This window comes from Bacillus mycoides, assembly GCF_001757995.1.
Taxonomy (GTDB): Bacteria; Bacillota; Bacilli; order Bacillales; family Bacillaceae_G; genus Bacillus_A; species Bacillus_A mycoides_B.
Genome location: NZ_LXLV01000010.1, coordinates 22,229 through 44,304, shown reverse-complemented (window position 1 = coordinate 44,304; position 22,076 = coordinate 22,229). Strand labels below are relative to the sequence as shown.

Below are 22,076 nucleotides of genomic sequence, written 5' to 3'. Positions count from 1 at the left end.
AAATCAAATACTCGAGAGGAGATGCATGATAATGAACAATAGTAGACGTATTGGACTCATTATGATTATTACAGGAGCTACCTTGTGGGGATTATCTGGCCCGATGATTCAGTGGTTATTTCAACATACGAACGTATCATCAATTGATTTTTTAACAATTCGCTTGTTGCTTGCAGGATTATTCATTTTATCTTTCTTACTTATAAAAAAACAAAATATATTTCAAATTTGGAAACACCCTAGACATTCTATACAACTTGTTATTTTCTCTATTCTCGGCATGCTTGGTGCGCAATACGCCTTTATCGAAACAGTTCATATTAGTAACGCGGTCACAGCAACATTATTTCAATTTCTAGGTCCTGTTCTTATTACAATTTACGTTGCGTTTGAGCAAAAGAAATTCCCTGCTTCTATGCAAATACTCGCAATTATAACTGCTCTAGCAGGGACATACTTTATTATTACAAACGGTTCAATTGAAAATATTGTTTTATCTAAAGCAGCTATCACTTTCGGCCTATTAACAGCGATTGGTTTTGCGTTTTATACCCTTCATCCGGCTTCTCTTATTAAAGAATGTGGAACAACTATAGTAATTGGCTGGGGGATGTTAATTGGAGGGATTGCACTGCTTATTTGTAATCGTTCTTTTGGATGGAATCAGATTTCGCAAACTTTCACACTTCAAACATTTTCTATGCTTATTCTTATCATTATAAGTGGCACTCTTTCTTTCCTACTTTATATCGGTAGTCTTAAATATTTAGCAGCAACAGAAACAAGTATTTTATCTAGCATTGAACCACTTGTAACTGCCATCGTTTCAATCGCTTGGCTTAATGAATTTTTTGGAGCATATCAATTATTAGGCGGAGTATGTATCGTTCTTTCTGTTATTTTCTTAACAATGCCTCAAAAAGAGAGAGAACCAACCTTTTCAACTGAACAAATATAAAGTGAAACTTTAATCAGTGGGGGGTCCATCCCCCACTGATTATTAGCCCTCACCAATCGGGATAGAAAATGTCAAAAGAGGTCGTACAAAACTTACGACCTCTTTTTACGATTTAAAGGAATTGTCCCGCCTGCTAGCAAATACAATTACACTAACAATAAAAATTAGGAGTGTGGCACCATGAAAAAAATCGGAACTATGCTACTTTTCTCCTTCCTCATTACTGGCTGCGCGCAAGTGCAACCAGATTCAAATGTACCTAAAAAAGAAGTACTAGAAACGTCATCCTCTCAAATTAACGCACCTTCCTTTTTTCATCTTAGTGTTTTAAAAGATGTAAATTGGGAAGAAGCACCTTCCTTTACAGAGGGGAAGATGCCCTTAAAAGGCATTGAAGGAAAAATTGCAATGGCTGATAGCTCTATTATCGCAAATGAACAAAATGAATTAATGTGGTTCTTCCTAGATCCTGAAATGCCAACTGGAAAACTATCTATTATCGTGTTAAAACAAGGAACTGTAACTCCAACACCAGTACTCTTTCAAAAAGAAACTTCCAAACAAACTTGGACTACTTCAAATACAGTCGATACAACCATAAAGGAACTCCCTCTCGTAATGTCACTACCTTCATCTGGATTATGGGTATTAAATATATATGTGAATGAGAAATATTATGATCAGTTTGTAATCAATGCTGAGTAAAGTGACAAAACTAAAACATTTCCTTACAACAATGTAATTTCGACGTCATGTACTTCGATAGTTGAATTATCTCTCTTCTCTTATACTTAAAGTAAGAAATGAAACGAGGAGAGATGAGAGATGAAAAAAATGATAGAAGTGATCGTAGCAGTAACTGAGGTTTTCATAAATGGTAAACAAGTTGCAATGGAATTAAACAAATAGTGAAGAAACATAAATAATTCTACACTTCTTCATTATTTTGATTTCTTATCTCAAAAAAAGCAGTGCCTTTTTAGGCACTGCTTTTAACTATTAATAACTTGGCATTTTCGTAATTTGCGCCACACCTGAATCAATGGCTGCTTTCGCTACTGCTTCTGCAACATTTGGAACAACTCTTTTATCTAATGGATTTGGAATTACATAATTCGCACTACGCTCTTCGTCCGTAATTATGTTAGCGATCCCATATGCTGCCGCTAATTTCATCTCTTCTGTAATATCAGTCGCACGCACATCTAACGCACCGCGGAATATTCCAGGGAACGCCAATACATTATTTACTTGATTCGAATAATCAGAACGCCCAGTTCCTACTACAGCTGCCCCAGCTTCTAATGCGTCCTCTGGGAATATTTCTGGGATTGGATTTGCCATTGCAAACACAATTGGTTTCTCGTTCATCGTCTGTACAAGTTCTTTCGTTAATACGTTTGGAGCAGATACACCGATGAAAATATCAGCTTGATGAATCGCTTCCTTTAATGTTCCACGTACATATTCTCGATTTGTCTTCTTTGAAACTTCGATTTGTGCTTCGTTCATCCATGTTTCACCTTCACAAACAATACCTTCTAAACTAACTAACGTAATATGTTTTGCGCCAGCTTTTAATAATAATTTTCCAATTGCAATTCCTGCCGAACCCGCACCGTTAATAACAATTTTCACATCATCCATTTGTTTACTTACAACTTTTAATGCATTAATAACAGCTGCTAAAACGACAATAGCCGTCCCATGCTGATCATCATGAAATACAGGAATATTCGTTTCTTCTTTTAATCGTTTTTCAATTTCAAAACAGCGTGGTGCTGCAATATCCTCTAAATTAATACCTGCAAATGTAGGCTCTAGATTTTTCACAAGGGTAACGATTTCATCCACATCAGTCGTACCTAAACATAGCGGGAAAGCATCTACATTCGCAAACTTCTTAAATAAAATACTTTTCCCTTCCATAACAGGCATAGCCGCTTTCGGTCCAATATTCCCTAAACCAAGTACTGCTGTTCCATCTGAAACAACTGCCACCATGTTCCCTCTTGCTGTATAGTCATACGCTGTATCTTCATCTGCTGCAATTGCTTTACAAGACTCAGCTACCCCTGGTGTATAAGTCAGACTTAAATCATCCGCTGAATTCACTTCTACTTTACTTGTAATCTCAATTTTCCCTACTAACTCTTTATGCAATAACAATGATCTTTCATTAATTTGATTTTCTAACATACTTATAATCTCCCCTTAATTTGACAAGCTAGCTATACGAATATAGCTAGCTTGTTTTGATCATGAAAACATTTTCAATAAAATTGTTGCTGTTACAACCACTGCTGCCCCACCTAAACGCGTTGAAATTTGCGCAAACGGCATTAATTCCATACGATTTGAAGCTGATAAAATAGCAACATCTCCAGTTCCACCTAAACCACTATGACATCCAGTTACAATTGCTGATTCAACTGGATACATTTTCATCACTTTCCCTACAAGAAAACCTGATGCTACCATTGTAAGAACAACTGATGCACAAACAACAACATATCCTACAGAAAGAACTGCTGCTACGTCTTTTAACGGAATATATAGCAATCCTAAACCGACCATTAACGGCCAAGTTAAATTCTTTGAAATAAATTTATATAAATGGAATGCACCTTGCTCCATTTTTGCTGGCATTAATTTAAAGTATTTCACAAGTGCTGCTGAAAAAATCATAATGATTGCTCCTGGAATACCGATAAACTTAGAAGCTAATCCTCCGAAAATAAAGAATGTACATGCAATCAATAACCCTGCTCCCATTAATGAGAAATCAATTGGTTTTTCTGTATTTTGCTCTTTTAATAACTCTGCTTGATTATCTGTTTTTACTAATACACCATTCCCACTAAGCTCAGGTCTCTTCTCACCTAAACGCTTCATATAGCCTGCGCTCACAATTGCAAACATATTTCCGATAATAGCTGCAGGAATAAGCTGTGATACAAATGTTGCTGATGATTCATTTAAAATATCACCGTAAGCTAGTGATAACGGTAAAATCCCTTCCCCAATACCACCACTAACAATTGGTACGATGATAAAGAAGAATGTCTGCTTCATTTCAAATCCAAATAGTGAACCTACTAATAAGCCTACTGCTATAGAAGCTAACGTTCCTACTACTAAAGGAATAAACATGCGAACGAAACCTTGTACTAATACTTTACGGTTCATTCCTAAAATACTTCCAACCACTAAACAAGAAATATATAAATATAAAAAGTTCGATTTTTTCATTAACATAGTCGCAGCTTCCATTGAAGCTGGATTCATCCAGTTGAAAAATACAAGTAACGATGGAATAAATAATGAAAGAATTGCTGGACCACCGATGTTTTTTAGAATTGGAATTCTCATCCCAATGTCACCTAAGAAAATACCCATAATCATAATAACTGCAAATCCACCAATCATATCTGCTGGTAATTTATTATATACAGATGCCCCATAAATAATAGCAGCCAATACTACATATAACGGTAAAGGTATTACACCGATTTTTACATTCATAATTTTAGAAGCGAACGATTCTCTTTGTACCTCATTCCCCTCAGAAAATGATACCGCTTCCACATTCTTTTGAATTCCCATATGGCACCCCCTTGTTTTCTTAATAACAATATTAAAACGCTTTCAATAGTAAAAATAGTTTTTGTAAGTTTTGTAACTACTTTTGTAATTAAAAAAAGTATAAGCGACCTATAATAAGTCGCTTATACGTAAAATTCTATTTTATTTTGGTCAATACACCTTAATTTACTTACCGGTCTTCCCACATGTTGATACACCATTTCATTCTCTAAAACTCCAATTTCAGTCAAAAACATTACATACTTTCGAATAGAAACTCTTGAAACCCCTACTAATTTCGCCATTTCATCTGTTGTAAATGCTTGTCCGTGAAGCGATTTGATTTGCTGCCAAATTAGTTGCAGCGTTTGCTTTGTTAATCCTTTCGGAAGCTCTTTATAGACAGAGGACTCTCTTTTTTCTTTTTGTAAAATTAGTGAATCTAATTCCGATTGACTAATTTTTTGTTGTTCTTTCATAAAAGTAAGTTTTTCTCGATATACAGTTAATGCTTCCTTAAAGCGTTCAAATGTAAATGGTTTAATTAAATAGTCGACAACTCCATATTGTAATGCTTTTTTAATACTTCCCATATCATGCACAGCTGAAATCATCATAATATCAATTTCCTTTTCTTGATTCCGAATATACATTAAAAGCTCAAATCCAGTCTCCTCAGGCATAAAAATATCAAGTAATATGAAGTCTACTCGTGACTTCTCTAATACTTCTATCGCCGATTTTACTGAGTTAACTGCATGGACAAGTTCAAACCCTCCCACTTGCTCTAAATAATGCGTATTTAACATCGCAACCATCGGATCATCTTCTACAATCAAAACTTTGATCATCTTATCTCTCATCCCTACTTTTAGGTATTTCAATCGTTATTGTCGTTCCCGTTCCTAACAATGAATGAACATAAATTCCCCCATTTATTCGCTTTATGCTTTCCTTTACAAGATGCAAACCATACCCCCGATTATCACCCTTTGTGGAATAACCTTTTATAAATAATGCATCAATTTCATCTTCTTTTATGCCTTTCCCCGTATCTTGTACTGTAATGATTAATGTATCCCCATATTGTATTCCAACTTCAACCTGCTTCTTCTCACAATTCGCCACCGCGTCTAATGCATTATTAATTAAATTCCCGACAATGGTGATCAATTCATGAATGATACGTTCATCATATATTTCTGGTAAGTAAGAATCGTCTTTTATAATTAACTTTATATTTTTCTCTCTAGCATAACTAAGTTTACCTAGTAAAAATCCAGCAAATACTGGGCTTTGAATTTTTTTCATAATCCCCCCAATTTCATATTGATGCTCTGATACCATACTACTTACATATTTCTGCAATTCTTCATACTGTTTCATATGTGTTAACCCTAATACGACATGCATTTTGTTCATAAATTCATGAGATTGAGCCCGTAATGCTTCCGCATATAGCTTAATACCAGTTAATTCTTCTGCTAATTTTCTAATTTCTGTTTTATCACGAAATGTTGCAATTGCACCAACTATTTCTCCTTTTACATATAAAGGAACACGATTCGTAACAATCGTAATCCCATAAATTTTTTGTTCTTCGTTTAATTGTACCTCTCCTGTTTGCAACACTTCTTTTATACGTGAATTCGGCATATACAATTCAACGTCTTTACCAATAAAATCTTCTTCAAGTCCACTTTTCTTAAATAACCGTTTTGCCTCATTATTGATTAAAGTTACGTTCGCCTCTTTATCTACAGCAATAATACCTTCCTTCACCGAAAGCAACATCGTATTTCTTTCTTCAAGAATTTTCGCTATCCTATGCGGTTCCAGACCAAACAGACTCTTCTTTATATGTCTAGCTAGCAATATCGCTCCTATAATGCCAATTAACAATCCAACTCCGACACCTATATAAATAATATGTCTACTTTCCTTAACTCTCTCTTTTACATTATCAGCTGAAATACCAACAGCAACCGCACCAAGCTGTTCACCTGTGTCAGCAAAAACAGGAACGAATACTCGCATTGAAATCCCTAAAGTCCCTTCTGCTAAAGATACGTGTTCCTTTCCCTTCAATACCGTTCCTTCATCCCCTCCAACGAAATGATGACCTATTTTTTGGGGATTTGGATGAGATTTTCTTATTCCATCCATGTCCATAACGACAATAAATTGAACACCTGTATTTTTTAATATCCTATTTGTATACGTTTGGATGGCGGAAGTATCTGCTTTCCCAATTAAACCATCGATTACCACCGAATCATTCGCTACAATATGTGCAATCGTTTTTGCCTTCTCTGCTTGGCTTTCTTCTGTCGTTCGTTCAACATTATGGCTGATTAAAATATCTGTTACAAGTAAAGAAAAAATGACAACAGTACACACTAACAATGTAATCGTTTTCCATAAATTCCATAGTCTTTTTCTTTTTTTCATCCCGTTAATGACTCCCCTAATTGCTGAATAGAAAAATAAGTAAGGTGATATCATTTTCACCTTACTTATTTGCTGTTATTATACTTTAAATTTACTAATCATTTCTTATAGTTCTTCTGTAGCCTTTGCAATTTCATCAATAGCATTCGTTACTTCATTTTCATCGCCAGCTAAACCTTTCATTGTTTCTGCTGCTCGATTAATTTTGGAAATTAAATATAATAATACCATGTATTTTTTTTGTTGATTATGCATTTTTACATATGTAGTTATTCTTAAAAGTTTAAATTACAAAATAAGAGAACCTCCATACATAGAAGTTCTCTTTCTTCTTATCATTTTTTCTTCTTTAAAACACTTCTCACAAAACCTTCTTTATAATCCGTATACTCTTATTCCCTTACTTCACTTTGAACTTTTCACATAACTAATCGCTTGGCTCCCCATCTGTACCCACGCCTTTTCAAAATCCGCTCTCGATACACTGATATTCGGGCGTTCATTAAGTGGATCTTGAATATATACAGACTCCTTATCATATCCAACAAGTACAACACAATGTTCATTATAAGTAATGGAAACATCTCCACCATTTGTTTCCCATATAGTGAATTCATCCTCATCTAGCGGGGCATATGTTGCATTCGTAATCATTACTACCGGTTGCCCATTATTTACACTCTTATAAATTTCTTCTATACTGTTTCCTGTTAAATCTACAGCTTCATTCGGTAAATATTTTTTTGCTAATTGAAAAAGCGGTCCATGATATACACCGTATCCCGATTCAGAAAACGTATAAATGTTCCCAACAAATCCTTCATTCGGATTTCCTCTTACACCATCGTCTAAAAAATTAACTTTTTTTATTTCATTTGCTAACTTCATCTTATCTGCAGAAACACCCGCATATTGTAACATCATCGCTAAACTTGTTACTTCGCATCCTCTATCTAGCTCTGGTAATTGCTGAATTAAAGGCACATTTGATAAGATGATTTTTTCATCGTTATTACTAAGCTCTGCTCGTTTTTGACTTTGTATACTGGAGAATATTAATCCCTTTACTTTCTCCACATACGCTGTAATCCCATTTGTATATGCACCCCATATTACTATACATAGTACGGCCATACATATATACCACTTCCATTTCCGTATCACTCTCACGCCCCTTTTAATTCGTTAAATACGAATAAAACGCATCTACATCTGTTTGAATCATTGGTATAAATTTTAGTTCGTTTCCTTTTTCAGGTTGTTCAAGATTTATCTTCTCCGCTAAATCTTGAATATTCAAATTCGCTCTATCCATACCAAGCTCATCTGCTATTTCTATTACCTTTTGCTCATTTATTTCTCTTAATACTTGATATATATCTTTACCGTATAAATCAATATGATATTTTTTTGCTTCTACCTGCACTTTTTGTTCGTACACTTCTTCTGCTAACTCTTCTATCTCTTTTCCTTTTTGAGAAATATCTAACTTTCCTGCTTCTTCTCTTACTTTCGTTCCATAGATTTCCTCCGCAACCTCTTCTATCTCTTTTCCTTCAGTCGAAACGCCTAATTTATTGGCTTCGTTATTAATTTTGATTGCATTGATTTTGCTTATTAAATCCACAATCGATGTGTTCTCTACAGATATCCCTAGGTTTAACGCTTCTTGCTTCACTTTTGTTTCGTAGATTTCTTCTGAAAGAATTCCAACATCTTTTCCTTCTGTCGGGATACCTAATTGTTCCGCTTCTCTTCCTACTTCCGTTTCATGAATTTCTTTTTCTAACGTAATTTGTTCTTTTCCATCCGTTTCAATGCCTAGCTTTTCTGCCTTCTCTTCTGTATGCATTGCATGTATTTTCCCATCGTTTAATTGCTCTTTACTACGCTGCGCGTAATCTGATTTTCCTTTTGTCGTTCCAGAAGGAGAGGCACCCCCTAATATACTTAAACTCATTACTCCAATAGTGAATACCGTCATCATTTTCTTTTTCAAGACTTCTTCCTCCCTCTCACGCTTTCTTTTTCCAGCTTTCCCATATTTTTTTTTATACTATACATAAACTTCATCTCTGTTAGAAATAACCTTATGATTTATCCAGTTCATTCAAAAAACCTTACAGCTTTTCTTTCCATCACAAGTTTCCATTATGTAATACATGATACAAGTTGTTCCTTAACTTTCCCTTAAAAAAAGACGACCTTGTAAAAACAAGATCGTCTTCTCACTTATATTTTTTGGTTTTTAGGGAAAATCACTTCAAAACAGGTGCCCTCTCCCAATTTACTCTCTACTGATATTTTCCCGTAATGCTTTTCTACAATCCAATTCGCAATTGAAAGACCTAATCCCGCACCCTCTGATGTACTTCTTGCTTTATCGCCTTGATAAAAACGATCAAATAATTTTGGAATATCCTCTTCTGTAACTCCTATCCCATCATCTCTCACCTGTATACGAATCGAACTGTTCGTTTGCGTGCAATCGATTTGAATATGCCCGCCTTCATTCGTATACTTCATCGCATTATCTAGCAATATGACCATCATTTGATGGATTCTCTCTCTATCGCCCATAAACAATATGTCGTGTTCTACTTTTAATATCATCTCTTTTTCTTGATAAGAAGCAATTTCTTTATATGGATCTACTATTTCTTCTAACAATTTATCAAGTTTAAATGTTTTCTTATCCACCTCAATTTGATTAGAATCCGAACGTGCTAATAATAATAAATTGCTAACTAGCTTCGATAACCGCCTACATTCCTTTGAAATTGTAGAAATATCCATCGCCTTTTCTTCTATCGTAGCGGATGGTGACTGGAATAACACATCCGTTTTTGATTGAATAACTGCAAGCGGTGTTCTTAATTCATGTGATGCATCAGAAACGAACCGCTGCTGTTTTTCCCATGAATTTTGAATAGGTATGAGTGCTCTACCAGCTAAGAAAAAGCCGATTCCTATTGCACATAGGCTTCCTACGCTACAACCTATAACGAGAATTAAAAATAATGTATTTAACATCTCTTCTTCTGCCGTTGTGTCACGTACGATTTGAACTATTTTCTCATCTTTTTGAAACGAAAATGTTCTAAAATATTTACCTTGCACTTCGATATCTTGTACGGATTCTAACTTTTTGGGATAAAACTTCTCTAAATTCTCTTCAAAAGTGGGACGAAGTTTGCGATTATCAACATCTACTTCTACCGTTTTTCCAATCCAAGTTAACTGCACTACCCGCGGATCTCCAATAGGAATTTTCCCTATAAATTTCCTATTAGGAATTTTATCATCTAATCTTTCTCTATATTGAACCGTTTTTTCTATAGATCTATTTACTTCATTATAAGTACGTTTATATGTGTATGCATAAATAATACTGCCTAAAACTCCTATTAATAGGATAAATACTAACGAATTTAATATAGTTAGACGAATGCGTGTCTTTTGAAACATGCTTCCCTTTTTCATTGTTCTTTTAATATATATCCAATACCTCGAACGGTTTGAATATCTTTCTGATAACCGAATGGTTCTAATTTTTTACGTAAATGATGCACATACACTTCTACAATCGCTACTGTCGTATCTGAATCAAATCCCCAAACACGATCAAAAATTTGTTCACGCATTAAAATCTTTCCGCTATTTTGAATGAGATACTCTAAAAGTTCATACTGTTTTAATGTGAGCTTCATTGCTTGTCCATCTACTTGAACATCTTTATCTTTCCCGAACAATTCAATCCCCTTATAGCGAATGGTCTGCTGTGTTGTTAAACTACCACTTCTACGTAGTAAAGCACGAATTCTCGCCTTTAGTTCCGGTGCTTGAAACGGCTTAACGATATAGTCGTCTCCACCAAAATCCAATCCTTTCACCCGATCTTCCAAAGAATCTCTCGCTGTCAAAAACAGGACTGGCGTTTCAATCTTTTCATCTCGTATTTTTTGGATAACTTCAAATCCATCCATTTCTGGCATCATGACATCAAGCAAAATTGCATCATATATATTTTGCAGCGCTAAAAACAATCCATCTTCTCCATTCAATGCTGTATCTACTTCAAACTCATCGCGTAAAATTTGGACAATAGACTCTAATAAAGAAGCATTGTCCTCTACTACAAGTAAGCGCATGTTCTCACCTTCCACAATATATTTCAGCTCTCTTTATTATTACATCTCTTCTTCTCATTAAGAAAGAATGTAGTCACATTATGTAATTTCATTTTCAACTGTTTCTCTTTAAGCTTTAGAATTGTATAGAATTTAGAAAGTTTATTATAAAGACTATTTCTTAAATTTAGCTTAATAAAAAATTAAAAGAAATAAGGTTCTCCTTATCTCTTTTAATTTTTTACTACATATACCTTTTTACTCGGCAATTCTAAACAATTTAACTGGCCACCATACACAGCACCGCCATCAATCCCTATAATACGATTATCCCCAAAATACACTCCACAATCATCATTACCATGAAGCGTCTTCGTTTCCGTATGTCCAAATACAACAACCTTTTCGCCACTATACCCACTATGAAACTCATTACGTATCCACATTAAAGTATATGGTTCACATTCAGAAACTCGTTTCATCGGCTCAACACCAGCATGTACAAATATATACTCTTCTGTTTCAATGTAATGATCTAATTCTTGAATAAACTTTACATGTTCTTCTAGTACATGAGATTGTAAAACCGGCTTTTGGAAGTCCTCCTCATTAACCGCAATATCTTCTTCTAGGAATCCATAGCTATATAATGTTTTATCGCCACCATTTCTTTTTACCCAATGATTCCATGAACGTTCCTCATCTGTCGTTAACGCTTTAATCATCATATCCTCATGATTTCCCTTTAAAACGAAAGCTCCCTCTTTTTTTAACTCTTTCATCTTTTCAATTACAGCACATGCATTTGGACCCCGGTCCACATAATCCCCTAATAAAATGAGCTGATCCTGTTTTGCATCGTATTGAGCCTCTTCCAATAACTGTTCGAACTTTTCTATTTCTCCATGGATATCACTAATAACAAGAATTCTTTTCATATTATCCCCCCTCTTTCTAATTATAGTTCAAAACAACAGAAACTTCTGAATCCTGATCCAAAATCACATTTATTACAAATAAAACTATTATCCTTACAACAATGTAAGTCTCTTGTCATCCAATTCGATAGTTGTAACTACTGTATTTCCTTATACTAAAAGTAAGAAATGAAACAAAAAACAAGGAGAGATGAGATATGAAAAAAGTGATGGAAGTTGTAGTAGCGGTGGCAGAGGTTTTCGTAAATGGCAAACAAGTTGCAATGGAGTTAAACAAATAATGAAAAGGACAATATTCGTTCTAAACCCTTTACTCATATAAAAGAGATAAGAGTTCATCATTTCTTTGATCCCTTATCTCCCTAAAGAGAAAGCCGTATCCATCTTAAGGATACGGCTTTCTTTATAATAATTTAGATATACGAATAAATCCCAACAGAAAACAACTACGTTTAAAATTCAAGTGATATGCAAATTCATTCCATAGTTAATCAGTTTTAGTTTTCTCGCAACTGCTTGTGAAGCATAATTATCCCAAGAAGTACTATAAAATGGAATGCGTTTTTCTTCTTGTATTGATATTGCCCAGGCTGTAACGACATCAGTACCATATCCATTCCCTTGAAACTCCGCTAAAGTTTCCACACTTGCCTCAGCAGCTATAGTCGTACTTCTTGCACTGCAGCATATAGAAACTACTTGTTCATTTTCAACAATTGCAAAATAAGGTTGCCTCCATTCCATCTGTTCTATTAGATTAGGAAAATTTTCTCGCAAAAGCTCTTTATTCTTCTCTGTTATTTGTATTGTTCTAGTTGGCTTATGTAAATTATTAGGGAACATGAAAGCAGGACCCATCCAAATATTTCCCACTGTTCTTTCTTCATTTAATACATTAATAATCTTTGCTATCTCTATATGATTTGAAGGTTCTCGAATTAATTTCTCAATCTTACTTACCGTTTCATCATCCAGGTTACAATGATATCTCGTTATATTCCCTTCACGAGTTCGGCCAAGAAAAAAACGCGGCGCTTTCGGATTTCCATTTTCATTTACACTCTTTATTCTTCCTACTTGATTATGAACAAATAAAACCTCTGCCTGAATTGCTATTAAATCAAGATCTGAAAGCCTCATTTATATCCTCCTTAGTTACTCCATATACCATCCATTCATACTCTATTTTTCATGTTCAAAACAAAAATCCCATTCAAATACACATTACTGAATCCATCATACTAACTGATTTCTTCATTCTGTCTATCTAAATGGGATTATTTCGTACTTTTTATTTCTTCAGCTTCTTATTCCGCCAGTTGTGGTTGCGGCTGTACTACTTCATTCGCTCCAGCTATCCTCAACATATTCGCAATATCTTTAAAACCTCTTTTTTCAGCACATTGCAGCGGCGTAATATTTTCCTTATTGACCATATTTACATCTGCCCCGTGGTCAATAAGCATTTGAATTACTTTCTTATGTCCTTCACTACCATTTCCTAATACAATTGCTTCTAATAAAGCTGTTCCACCACGTTCATTCTTATAATTCACATCAATATCTGTATGCTCTAATAATTCTTTAACCACCTCTACATGGCCACGCTCAGATGCAGAAATAAGTGCTGTTCCACCTGACTTAGTCGTTTCTTTCGTATTAACTCCTGCATTAATTAATACTTTTACAATATCCGTATATCCTTCTCTACTTGCATAAAGAAGTGGATTGCTTTGTTTCTCATCTTTAATTTCAATATTAGCACCTGCACCAATTAATGCTTTAACTGTCTCTACATGATTTTGATACGTTGCTGCAAGGACAGGCGTTTCTCCGTTGTCACCTTCTACGTTTATATTCGCTCCATCCTGAATCAACTTTATAGCTGTCTCTGTGTCTCCAAGAGTCGCTGAAAGTAACAACTGTTTGTCCATTAAATTTATACTTTTTTCTTCTTTAACTTCTTCTTGTTCTTTATGCTTTTCTTTTTTCTTTTCGTTTTTCACATGAACCGGTTTCGATTCCGGTTCTTCTTGCTTATCGCAAGCCACTACCGTCATTAAAAGTCCTAATAACATACATAATAAAATTTTTTGTTTTCTCACAACTACAGCTCCTATGAAAGATAATGTTTTCTTAACCATTCCTCCATCACATACAATAACTCTTCTTGAGTACATTTATCCATAAGCCCTTTAGATTCCTTCTTTAATCGGATTATCTTAAACTTATACTATGTTTCTCAACCTATTGGAATGATACGCCTGATGGCCTCATCATTAACATTATGAAACAATTAGTTTAGCACGTTTTTACCGCATTTGTATACATTTCTAAAAAGTACATAAAGTGAAACTTTAATCAGTGGGGGTTGTTCATCCCCCACTGATTATTAGCCCTCACCAATCGGGCATTTACGGGCAGTTGATCTCCCACCTAAATTCTTCGCTCCAGCCGAATTTTGAGGTGGGAGTTTTACTGCCCACAAATAGCGGGGTAAATGATTGCTTTAGGTTACTATATTCCATTGTAACCGTTCTTCTAAAAATTTTACACCTTTTCTATATTTGCACCTGAGCAATAATAGAAAAAGACAACTATATAGTTGTCTTTTTCTATTATTAATGATGCCCACCGTGATTCCCTGTTTTCGATTTCCCCATCATCTCTTTATTCATTTCCCATTTATGCTCTGATAGCTCTTTATATGAAAGAACTTTCCCCTTATAGTTAGATACAAAGCTCTCTGCATCTTTTTTATTTTTAAATGAAATGACATTATAAGCCATTGGTGTCGTTATTGTTTTATCATATACGTAAGTGGCATCTTCTAACGAAACCCAATCTTTCGAATCATAATCTCGAATAAATTTTTCTTTCGTCTTTTCACCTGAATTGATCTCCATCCATTTATACATACAACCGATATCATCAAACTTTAACGCCTTTCCATTCTCCAAAATAATTTCTGTTGCGAATTGATTATCCATTACCCCTATTTGACAAATATCACACTTATCATTTTTCTCATCAACTGCAACAGCTTCTATTTCCTTTTTTCCACACCCTACTACTGTAAATACGAAACATAAACATATAGCAAGCGCAGCATACTTTACTCTCATCCATATTTCCTCCCTAAAAAAATATAATCCCCCTCAACGAGAATACATTATTCTAAAAAATCTATTCGTTATATTTATACTCAACTAGAAGAATATCAAAAACCTGTGTGAGATTTGTGAAAAAATAATGTTATTTTTGTAATATATGGAACAAAAAAGAGATGTGTAGTTACTTCTACACATCTCTCATCATTCACAACCAGTAATTAATAAATCATCTTCTAACGTAACTAATAATGTATCTGTAGTAATTTCCTGCCCAACTTCTACATTTACTAATCTTATATTTCCACTGATACCGACTGCGACTTTTTCAAGCTCACCGTTATTTTTTCGGATCATCATTAATTTTTCCCACTCATATACGTAAGAAGATTCATTAACAAAAATCTCTTCTATTTTCCCCTCATAAGAACTATAAATTTCTTCTATTCTCGTTTCCATTTAAAACCTACTCCCTACTTCGCACTTCACTATTTTCATCTTATTTTATCATTCTTGTAAGAAGTAAATTATCTTTTTAAAAATTCAAAATTACCTTCGTGAACAAAATGACCAAAATAAAAATTATGCTTCTAATGATGTTATTTTTCAAATTATTTACCATTTGAATGGATGCTTTTATGATAAACAAAAAACCTTTTTTCTGAATTTTTATTTTATTTTGAAAGCGTAATCATTTTTTGAGGGGGAGATCAAATGTTAGCTCTACTTGGATTTGCGATGGTATTTGTCTTTATGTTTTTAATTATGACAAAACGTATGTCAGCGCTAGTAGCATTAATATTAGTTCCGATTGTTTTTGCATTGATTGGCGGCTTCTATGCCAATATGGGACCTATGATGCTAGAAGGAATTCAAAAATTAGCACCTACTGGTATTATGCTTATGTTTGCCATTTTGTATTTCGGAATTATGATTGATAGTGGTTTATTCGATCCTGTCATTAGCAAAATCTTAAAGTTTGTAAAAGGTGATCCTTTAAAAATTGTTGTGGGTACAGCTATCCTTACTATTATCGTTTCATTAGATGGGGACGGAACAACAACATATATGATTACAGTTTCCGCAATGTATCCACTATATAAACGTCTTGGGATGAATCCGCTTATATTAGCTGGGGTTGTTATGTTAGGGGCAGGAATTACGAATCTTACACCTTGGGGTGGACCAACAGCTCGGGTTATGAGTGCACTTGGACTAGACGCTTCAGAGCTCTTCACACCACTTATACCAGGAATGATCGTTGGTGCAATTTGGGTAGTTTTCGTTGCCTACTATCTTGGAAAAAAAGAAAGAAAACGTTTAGGGATTATGGATGTACAATACTTAAAACACATGCAAACAATGGATGAGCAAGCTGCGACAGTCGAAGCTGAAATACATAAACGTCCGAAACTGCTATGGATTAACTTTTTATTAACTGTTGCCCTACTCGTCTGTCTCATACTAGAAGTTATGCCGTTACCTGTTTTATTTACAGTCGCTTTTGCTATTGCGGTTATGATTAACTATCCAAACTTAGAACAACAAAAAGAACGTATTGCTTCTCACGCTGGAAACGTATTAGCGGTTGTGTCTCTCGTATTTGCTGCCGGAATTTTCACTGGTATTTTATCTGGAACAAAAATGGTAGATGCAATGGCTCAAGGTGTAGTTACTCTTATACCAGACGCACTTGGACCTCAGCTTCCAATTATTACAGCTTTACTAAGTATGCCGTTCACATTCTTTATGTCCAATGATGCATTTTACTTCGGCGTATTACCTATTTTAACGAAAGCTGCTGCTACTTACGGAATTAGTGCCGCTGAAATGGGACGCGCTTCCTTGCTCGGTCAGCCCGTTCACTTACTAAGTCCGCTCGTTGCTTCTACTTATTTATTAGTTGGTATGGCAAAAGTTGATTTTGGTGAACATCAACGCTTTACTTTACTTTGGGCTGTTGGAACGACAATGGTTATGTTGATTACTGGAATTGTAATTGGAATTATTCCAATATAAGATGAAACTAGGAAAAACAGTAGAAGAAATGTAATCCTCTACTGTTTTTATTGTTGTGAAAGTCCTCTATGAAGAAACGCGGAAATACCTTCTTTCTGGCCTCCCGACACTTCCATATATAAGCTCCGCATGCACTTTCTTTCCAGAAATTAAATACTCTAAATAGCGCCTCGCAGTTGATCGGCTTACACCTACCATTGAACTTAGCATCTCTGCAGTAATTCCCTCTTCATTAATAGTTAGCATATGCTTTTTTATTTTTGCTAACGTTAAAGGGTCGATTCCTTTTGGCGCATATTCTATTTGATTTGCCTGCACCCCTCTTTGGGACCATAGATGTTCAATCTGTTCTGAAGATAATTGAGCATTTTTCTTTAACTTCGTAATCTTCTTTTGATAACTTTCTAAACTTGTTTTAAACCGATCAAATGTAAGTGGCTTTACAATATAATCTGTTACTCCGCCTCGTAAAGCATGCCGCACTACATCCGTCTCTGATGCGGCTGTAATCATAATAATATCTGTATCATGCAAATTATGCCTAATATATGTAACGAGTTCAGTCCCTTGCATGTCCGGTAAATATACATCTAATAAAACGAGTTGTGGCTTTACAAACTCTAACCATTCTTTCGCCTGTTCCCCAGTCGTTGCTGTTCCAATTACTTTAAACCCCTCAATCTTTTCAGTAAAACGGCGATGAATTTCCGCAATCCGAATATCATCTTCTACAATCAATACTTCAATCCCCTCATTCATTACAATTCGCCTCTCTCTTTCGGTAATGCAATGATAAATAAAGCACCACCTAAATCCCCTTTTTCAATCGCAATACTTCCATTTAAATCTTCCACTAACTCTTTCACTTTCGCTAATCCATATCCACGTTTTTCGCCCGCCTTCGTCGAAAAACCTTTATAGAATATGCTTGTAATTATTTCATCATGAACACCTTGTCCTGAATCTTCCACTTCAATTAATATTTCTTCTCCAATGTCTGTTACAAACATTCTTACTCTCTTATCATGCTCGTGATTTCTTTCAATTGCTTCAAATGCATTCGTAATCAAATTCCCTAAAATAGAAACAACGTAATTACTCTCAATATGCGGACTTAACTCTTCTAAACTACTTTCCCGATCTAACATAAAATCAATCTTCAGCTCGCGCGCCCTATTATAAAATCCAATTAAAATCCCACCTAACCACAGATTTTGAATTCGTTTCATAATAAATTGAACGAATTCTTGATATACTGCCGTTTCCTTATGAATAAGCTCTAAAGCATCTTCATACGACTCTAATTGAATAAGACCCGAAAGCGTATATAATAAATTGTTATATTCATGCGTTTGTGCCCGCAATGCCTCTGTATATTGCCGCGTTTGAGACAATTCTGCTGTTAATTGATCCATTTCAGATTTCAGGCGTAAGCTGGATACTACACCAGTTACTTTATGATTAACTTTAATAGGTAGACGATTGGCAATAACATCCTGCCCCTTTATATTTAATTGGCGATCAAATTGTTCTTCTCCGGTTTGAAGTACATCCAGTATCGATGAATTAGGAATAACATCTAAAATAAATTCTCCCAATATACTTTGTTGTTTATCTAAAGAAAGGATATCGTATGCCGCTTGATTTACTAAACTAACCATTCCATTTTTATCGATTACTACAATCCCTTCACGTACAGATTGAATAACTGTACTATGCTCCTCGTATAAAGATGAAATTTCTTCTGGCTCCATTCCAAACATCATTCTTTTTATACTTCTTGCTAAATATATAGAACCAATTATCCCAATTAATAGGCCTATTATTGTAATCCAAAACACACGCTTTCCATACACTTCTACCGCTCCATGAATATCATCCATTGAAAAACCAACAGATACAACTCCAATTATTTCTTTATCCTGATTGCGTATTGGGACTTTTCCACGTAGTGAAGGCCCCAATGATCCAGTTGCTTTTGAAATGTAAGATTTCCCTTCTAATAGAACCCCTTTATTATCTCCGCCAACCATTCTCTCTCCTATTTTATCTCGCTTAGGGTGTGCATAACGAATACCATCTTTATTACCAACTACAATAAAATCAGCATCTGTTTCGATTCGAATTCTTTCTGCAATTGGCTGAATAATAGAAGCTGGATTTTCCTTTTGGAAAGCCTCCCCGATTTCCGGTATAGCAGCAACTGTTTTCGCAACATGCAATGCTCTTTTTCCAATTTGATCTTCTACTGTTTCAGATAATATGTAGTAAAATAAATAGCTGGTTAATAAAAGTACGGCAAGAATAAGTGTACTAATAGTTAATGTAATTCTCGGTTGTAGTTTCAATTTCTTCAATTTCAAAATCATTCCCCTAACATTACTGAAGATAGAATCTAAAGAATATACAGATTTTTCAACTTAATCATACCACATTTATTTCTTTACTTTTATACCATTATTCACTACTCTGTTGGGGGTGTTAGCAGAGAGTCCTATACACACACAAAAGCCCCTCTAGTATCTATTTACTAGAGGGGCTTTTCACCTTACAATTCCTTATCTTTCTCTACTTCTTTTTTCTCATCTTCTACTACAGATACGACAGGTTTATCGTTTGATAGTTGCTGCACGGCACCTTTTCCAGCGAATCCTTCTAGTAATTCTTTTAAATCAATACCAGAAGAAGCTTTTAATGTTTCCTGCATCGTTGCCATTAAATCAGTCGCATAACCTGCAACTTTTCCGGCACCGCTATTCTTACCACCGCCGCCTGTATCGACAACTGTAATCTTATCAATGTTACTAAGTGGACTTGCAATTTCTTTTGCATAACTTGGAAGCATTTTAAGAACCATATCCATAATTGCCGCTTGCCCATATAATTCAAATGCTTCTGCAATTTTTTGTTTCGCTTCCGCTTCTGCTAAACCTTTTAACCTAATAACATCTGCTTCCGCTGTACCTTGCGCTTTCTGTACTTCTGCTTTCGCTTGACCTTGTGCTTTTTCAATTTCTGCCTTCGCTAAACCTTCTACACGCACTTCTTCTGCACGTGCTCTTGCTTCTGCTTCAATTTTATATTGATCTGCATCTGCTTTTTTCATTTGTTTTACTTTTTCCGCTTCTGCTGATTGTTCAACAGCATAGCGATCTGCATCTGCCTTTTTCTTTACTTCTGCATCATATTGCTTTTCACGACGCGCAATCTCTTTTTCTTCTAATTCAATTTGCTTTTCACGCTCAATGATTTTAACTCGCATTTGCTCTTCTGTAACACCTTGTTGCGCTTTCGCCTGTTGTAATTCGTAAGAAAGATCCGCATCTGCACGAGCTTGTTCTTGGTCCCTCTTATAAGATTGTACTTTTAATTCTTTATGTTTTTCAGCTTCAGCGATTTGTGCATCACGTTGATATTCCGCTTCTTTTGCTTCTTTCTCAGCACGCGCCTTTTCAATACGTGCCTCTTTTTCACGCTCTGCATTCGCAACTGTTGCATCACGCTTAACCATTGCAATTTGTGGCTGACCAAGTGCATCTAAGTACCCGTTTTTATCCATTATTTCTTTAATTGTAAAGGAAACAATACGCAGTCCCATCTTCTTCAAATCAGTAGAAGCTACTTCATGTACCTTTTGTGCGAATTGCTCTCTATTACTATAAGCATCTTCTACTGTCATAGAAGATAAAATAGCACGTAGATGCCCTTCTAGAACTTCTTTTGCTTCTATTTTTAACTCTTCCGTTTCTTTTCCTAAATATTGTTCAGCTGCTGTAGATACTTCTTCAATTGTCGATCCTACTTTAATAATAGAAACACCGTTTACTGTAATCGGTACACCTTGTTTCGTATACGTATCACGTGTTCCAACTTCTAATTTGTAGTTTAATAAACTAAGAGGCTCTCCTCTTTGCATAATTGGAACTACGAAAGTACCACCACCGCGGATAATCTTAATCTTCTTTCCGTCATCGGTGGTAACAACATTCTTTCCACCACCAAGCCAGTTCCCTGTCACAATTAATGCTTCATCTGGGCCAACTGTTCGATACTTCGTAATGAATACTAAAATAAGTAGAATTAAAATTGCGAGTAAAACTCCACCGATAATTAATGGAATCGTCATGTAAATTCCCCCTTATAATTTTGGTTTTTTTAAAGAATAAGCGATGTTCTGTACAAGTAAAACACCATCTTGAACTCCCTCAATGATGACCTCAGTTCCTTGTGAAATATCTTTCTTTCCAACTGTTTTAGCTGGGATTGCATTACTTCCGAATTTGGAGGATATTAATACTTCTCCAAATCCTTCTGTAGGAATTGTCGTAATGACTTCTCCTTTGCAACCAATGAATTCATCCATACGTTGCACCGTATTTTGTTCTGCTTCTGCAATTGGTTTTAAAATTAATATTTTCATGATGAAAACACCGATGAAAGATATAGCAAATGAACCAGCAAAAATAATAGTACTATTAAAGGAAAATAAATATTCTCCTATATAACTAAGTCCACATAACATAGCGAAGAAACTAAGTAGTAAGGTAACAACGGATACAGATCCGCCCCCAAAACTAAATATTGATTCAAATATATCTCCAAAGAAAATATAAATAACAGTGAGTATAGTAGCAATAATAAATCCATATAAATAAATTGTTTCAAGTGGATAACCAAACAAGACCATTTCTTATCCCCCTTTCTTAAACAATCCCTTTTTAGTTATGTGTATGCCCCACCTCTTTCAAAGATTATCGTTCTTAATTTTCAGTCATTTATCCTTTAAAGAAAAGCCTGTAAGACAGGCCTCTAAAAAAGAACAGGAGAAACCTATTGTGACAGGCTCCTCCTAGAAAATAACCGATATATTATATATCTATATAAT

Annotated in this window: 21 protein-coding genes; 3 read left to right on the top strand and 18 right to left on the bottom strand. The window is 35.0% G+C overall.

The features are described from left to right. The first annotated feature begins 31 nt into the window (after nt 1–31). Complete coding sequence (locus tag BWGOE10_RS02740) at nt 32–958, top strand: DMT family transporter (protein ID WP_070140819.1); 927 nt, start codon at nt 32–34, stop codon at nt 956–958. A 180-nt stretch (nt 959–1,138) separates the two neighbouring features. Next, nucleotides 1,139–1,663, top strand: coding sequence for a DUF4871 domain-containing protein (locus BWGOE10_RS02735; RefSeq protein WP_070140818.1), 525 nt, complete (start codon nt 1,139–1,141; stop codon nt 1,661–1,663). A 294-nt stretch (nt 1,664–1,957) separates the two neighbouring features. Here BWGOE10_RS02735 and BWGOE10_RS02730 read toward each other — a convergent pair whose 3' ends face one another. From BWGOE10_RS02730 to BWGOE10_RS02670, 14 genes are all read right to left on the bottom strand, one after another. Next, nucleotides 1,958–3,157, bottom strand: coding sequence for an NADP-dependent malic enzyme (locus tag BWGOE10_RS02730; protein ID WP_070140817.1), 1,200 nt, complete (start codon nt 3,155–3,157; stop codon nt 1,958–1,960). 60 nt (nt 3,158–3,217) lie between these two features. After that, nucleotides 3,218–4,564 carry a 2-hydroxycarboxylate transporter family protein gene (locus tag BWGOE10_RS02725; protein ID WP_070140816.1) on the bottom strand — a complete coding sequence of 449 codons (1,347 nt, stop codon included), beginning with the start codon at nt 4,562–4,564 and terminating at the stop codon, nt 3,218–3,220. A 122-nt stretch (nt 4,565–4,686) separates the two neighbouring features. Continuing rightward, nucleotides 4,687–5,394: a response regulator gene (locus tag BWGOE10_RS02720; protein WP_070140815.1), complete on the bottom strand. Its 708-nt coding sequence runs from the start codon at nt 5,392–5,394 to the stop codon at nt 4,687–4,689. 1 nt (nt 5,395) lies between these two features. Further along, nucleotides 5,396–6,994 (bottom strand): sensor histidine kinase, encoded by a 1,599-nt coding sequence (locus tag BWGOE10_RS02715; RefSeq protein ID WP_070140814.1) that lies wholly within the window; start codon nt 6,992–6,994, stop codon nt 5,396–5,398. A gap of 105 nt (nt 6,995–7,099) precedes the next feature. Further along, nucleotides 7,100–7,249 carry a hypothetical protein gene (locus tag BWGOE10_RS32705; protein WP_171903087.1) on the bottom strand — a complete coding sequence of 50 codons (150 nt, stop codon included), beginning with the start codon at nt 7,247–7,249 and terminating at the stop codon, nt 7,100–7,102. Nucleotides 7,250–7,399: 150 nt separating this feature from the next. Further along, the gene (locus tag BWGOE10_RS02710) at nt 7,400–8,128 is read right to left on the bottom strand and encodes a C39 family peptidase (protein ID WP_070140813.1); all 729 of its coding nucleotides are present in this window, start codon (nt 8,126–8,128) and stop codon (nt 7,400–7,402) included. A gap of 43 nt (nt 8,129–8,171) precedes the next feature. Next, nucleotides 8,172–8,993, bottom strand: coding sequence for a transporter (locus tag BWGOE10_RS02705; protein WP_070140812.1), 822 nt, complete (start codon nt 8,991–8,993; stop codon nt 8,172–8,174). A gap of 233 nt (nt 8,994–9,226) precedes the next feature. Then, nucleotides 9,227–10,477 (bottom strand): sensor histidine kinase, encoded by a 1,251-nt coding sequence (locus BWGOE10_RS02700; protein WP_081338065.1) that lies wholly within the window; start codon nt 10,475–10,477, stop codon nt 9,227–9,229. Beyond that, nucleotides 10,474–11,145: a response regulator transcription factor gene (locus tag BWGOE10_RS02695; RefSeq protein ID WP_070140925.1), complete on the bottom strand. Its 672-nt coding sequence runs from the start codon at nt 11,143–11,145 to the stop codon at nt 10,474–10,476. The genes BWGOE10_RS02700 and BWGOE10_RS02695 overlap by 4 nt, the downstream gene beginning before the upstream one ends. Nucleotides 11,146–11,357: 212 nt before the next feature. Further along, nucleotides 11,358–12,062 carry a metallophosphoesterase family protein gene (locus BWGOE10_RS02690; protein ID WP_070140810.1) on the bottom strand — a complete coding sequence of 235 codons (705 nt, stop codon included), beginning with the start codon at nt 12,060–12,062 and terminating at the stop codon, nt 11,358–11,360. A gap of 459 nt (nt 12,063–12,521) precedes the next feature. Further along, a complete protein-coding gene (locus tag BWGOE10_RS02685) occupies nt 12,522–13,202 on the bottom strand; it encodes a GNAT family N-acetyltransferase (RefSeq protein ID WP_070140809.1) in 681 nt (226 codons plus the stop codon). A 167-nt stretch (nt 13,203–13,369) separates the two neighbouring features. Continuing rightward, complete coding sequence (locus BWGOE10_RS02680) at nt 13,370–14,242, bottom strand: ankyrin repeat domain-containing protein (protein ID WP_081338064.1); 873 nt, start codon at nt 14,240–14,242, stop codon at nt 13,370–13,372. A gap of 441 nt (nt 14,243–14,683) precedes the next feature. Continuing rightward, the gene (locus BWGOE10_RS02675) at nt 14,684–15,187 is read right to left on the bottom strand and encodes a nitrous oxide reductase accessory protein NosL (protein WP_070140808.1); all 504 of its coding nucleotides are present in this window, start codon (nt 15,185–15,187) and stop codon (nt 14,684–14,686) included. Nucleotides 15,188–15,376: 189 nt separating this feature from the next. Then, a complete protein-coding gene (locus BWGOE10_RS02670) occupies nt 15,377–15,631 on the bottom strand; it encodes a hypothetical protein (protein WP_070140807.1) in 255 nt (84 codons plus the stop codon). Between the two features lie 255 nt (nt 15,632–15,886). Here BWGOE10_RS02670 and BWGOE10_RS02665 point away from each other — a divergent pair, with 255 nt between their 5' ends. Then, a complete protein-coding gene (locus BWGOE10_RS02665) occupies nt 15,887–17,191 on the top strand; it encodes a CitMHS family transporter (RefSeq protein ID WP_070140806.1) in 1,305 nt (434 codons plus the stop codon). Nucleotides 17,192–17,257: 66 nt separating this feature from the next. Here BWGOE10_RS02665 and BWGOE10_RS02660 read toward each other — a convergent pair whose 3' ends face one another. From BWGOE10_RS02660 to BWGOE10_RS02645, 4 genes are all read right to left on the bottom strand, one after another. After that, entirely contained in the window at nt 17,258–17,950 is a 693-nt protein-coding gene (locus BWGOE10_RS02660) for a response regulator (RefSeq protein ID WP_070140805.1), read from the bottom strand. After that, nucleotides 17,950–19,560 (bottom strand): sensor histidine kinase, encoded by a 1,611-nt coding sequence (locus tag BWGOE10_RS02655; protein WP_098786260.1) that lies wholly within the window; start codon nt 19,558–19,560, stop codon nt 17,950–17,952. Before BWGOE10_RS02655 ends, BWGOE10_RS02660 begins: the two co-directional genes overlap by 1 nt. 179 nt (nt 19,561–19,739) lie before the next feature. Then, the gene (locus BWGOE10_RS02650; protein ID WP_070140803.1) at nt 19,740–21,317 is read right to left on the bottom strand and encodes a flotillin family protein; all 1,578 of its coding nucleotides are present in this window, start codon (nt 21,315–21,317) and stop codon (nt 19,740–19,742) included. 12 nt (nt 21,318–21,329) lie between these two features. Then, nucleotides 21,330–21,878 (bottom strand): NfeD family protein, encoded by a 549-nt coding sequence (locus BWGOE10_RS02645; protein WP_070140802.1) that lies wholly within the window; start codon nt 21,876–21,878, stop codon nt 21,330–21,332. Nucleotides 21,879–22,076: the final 198 nt, after the last annotated feature.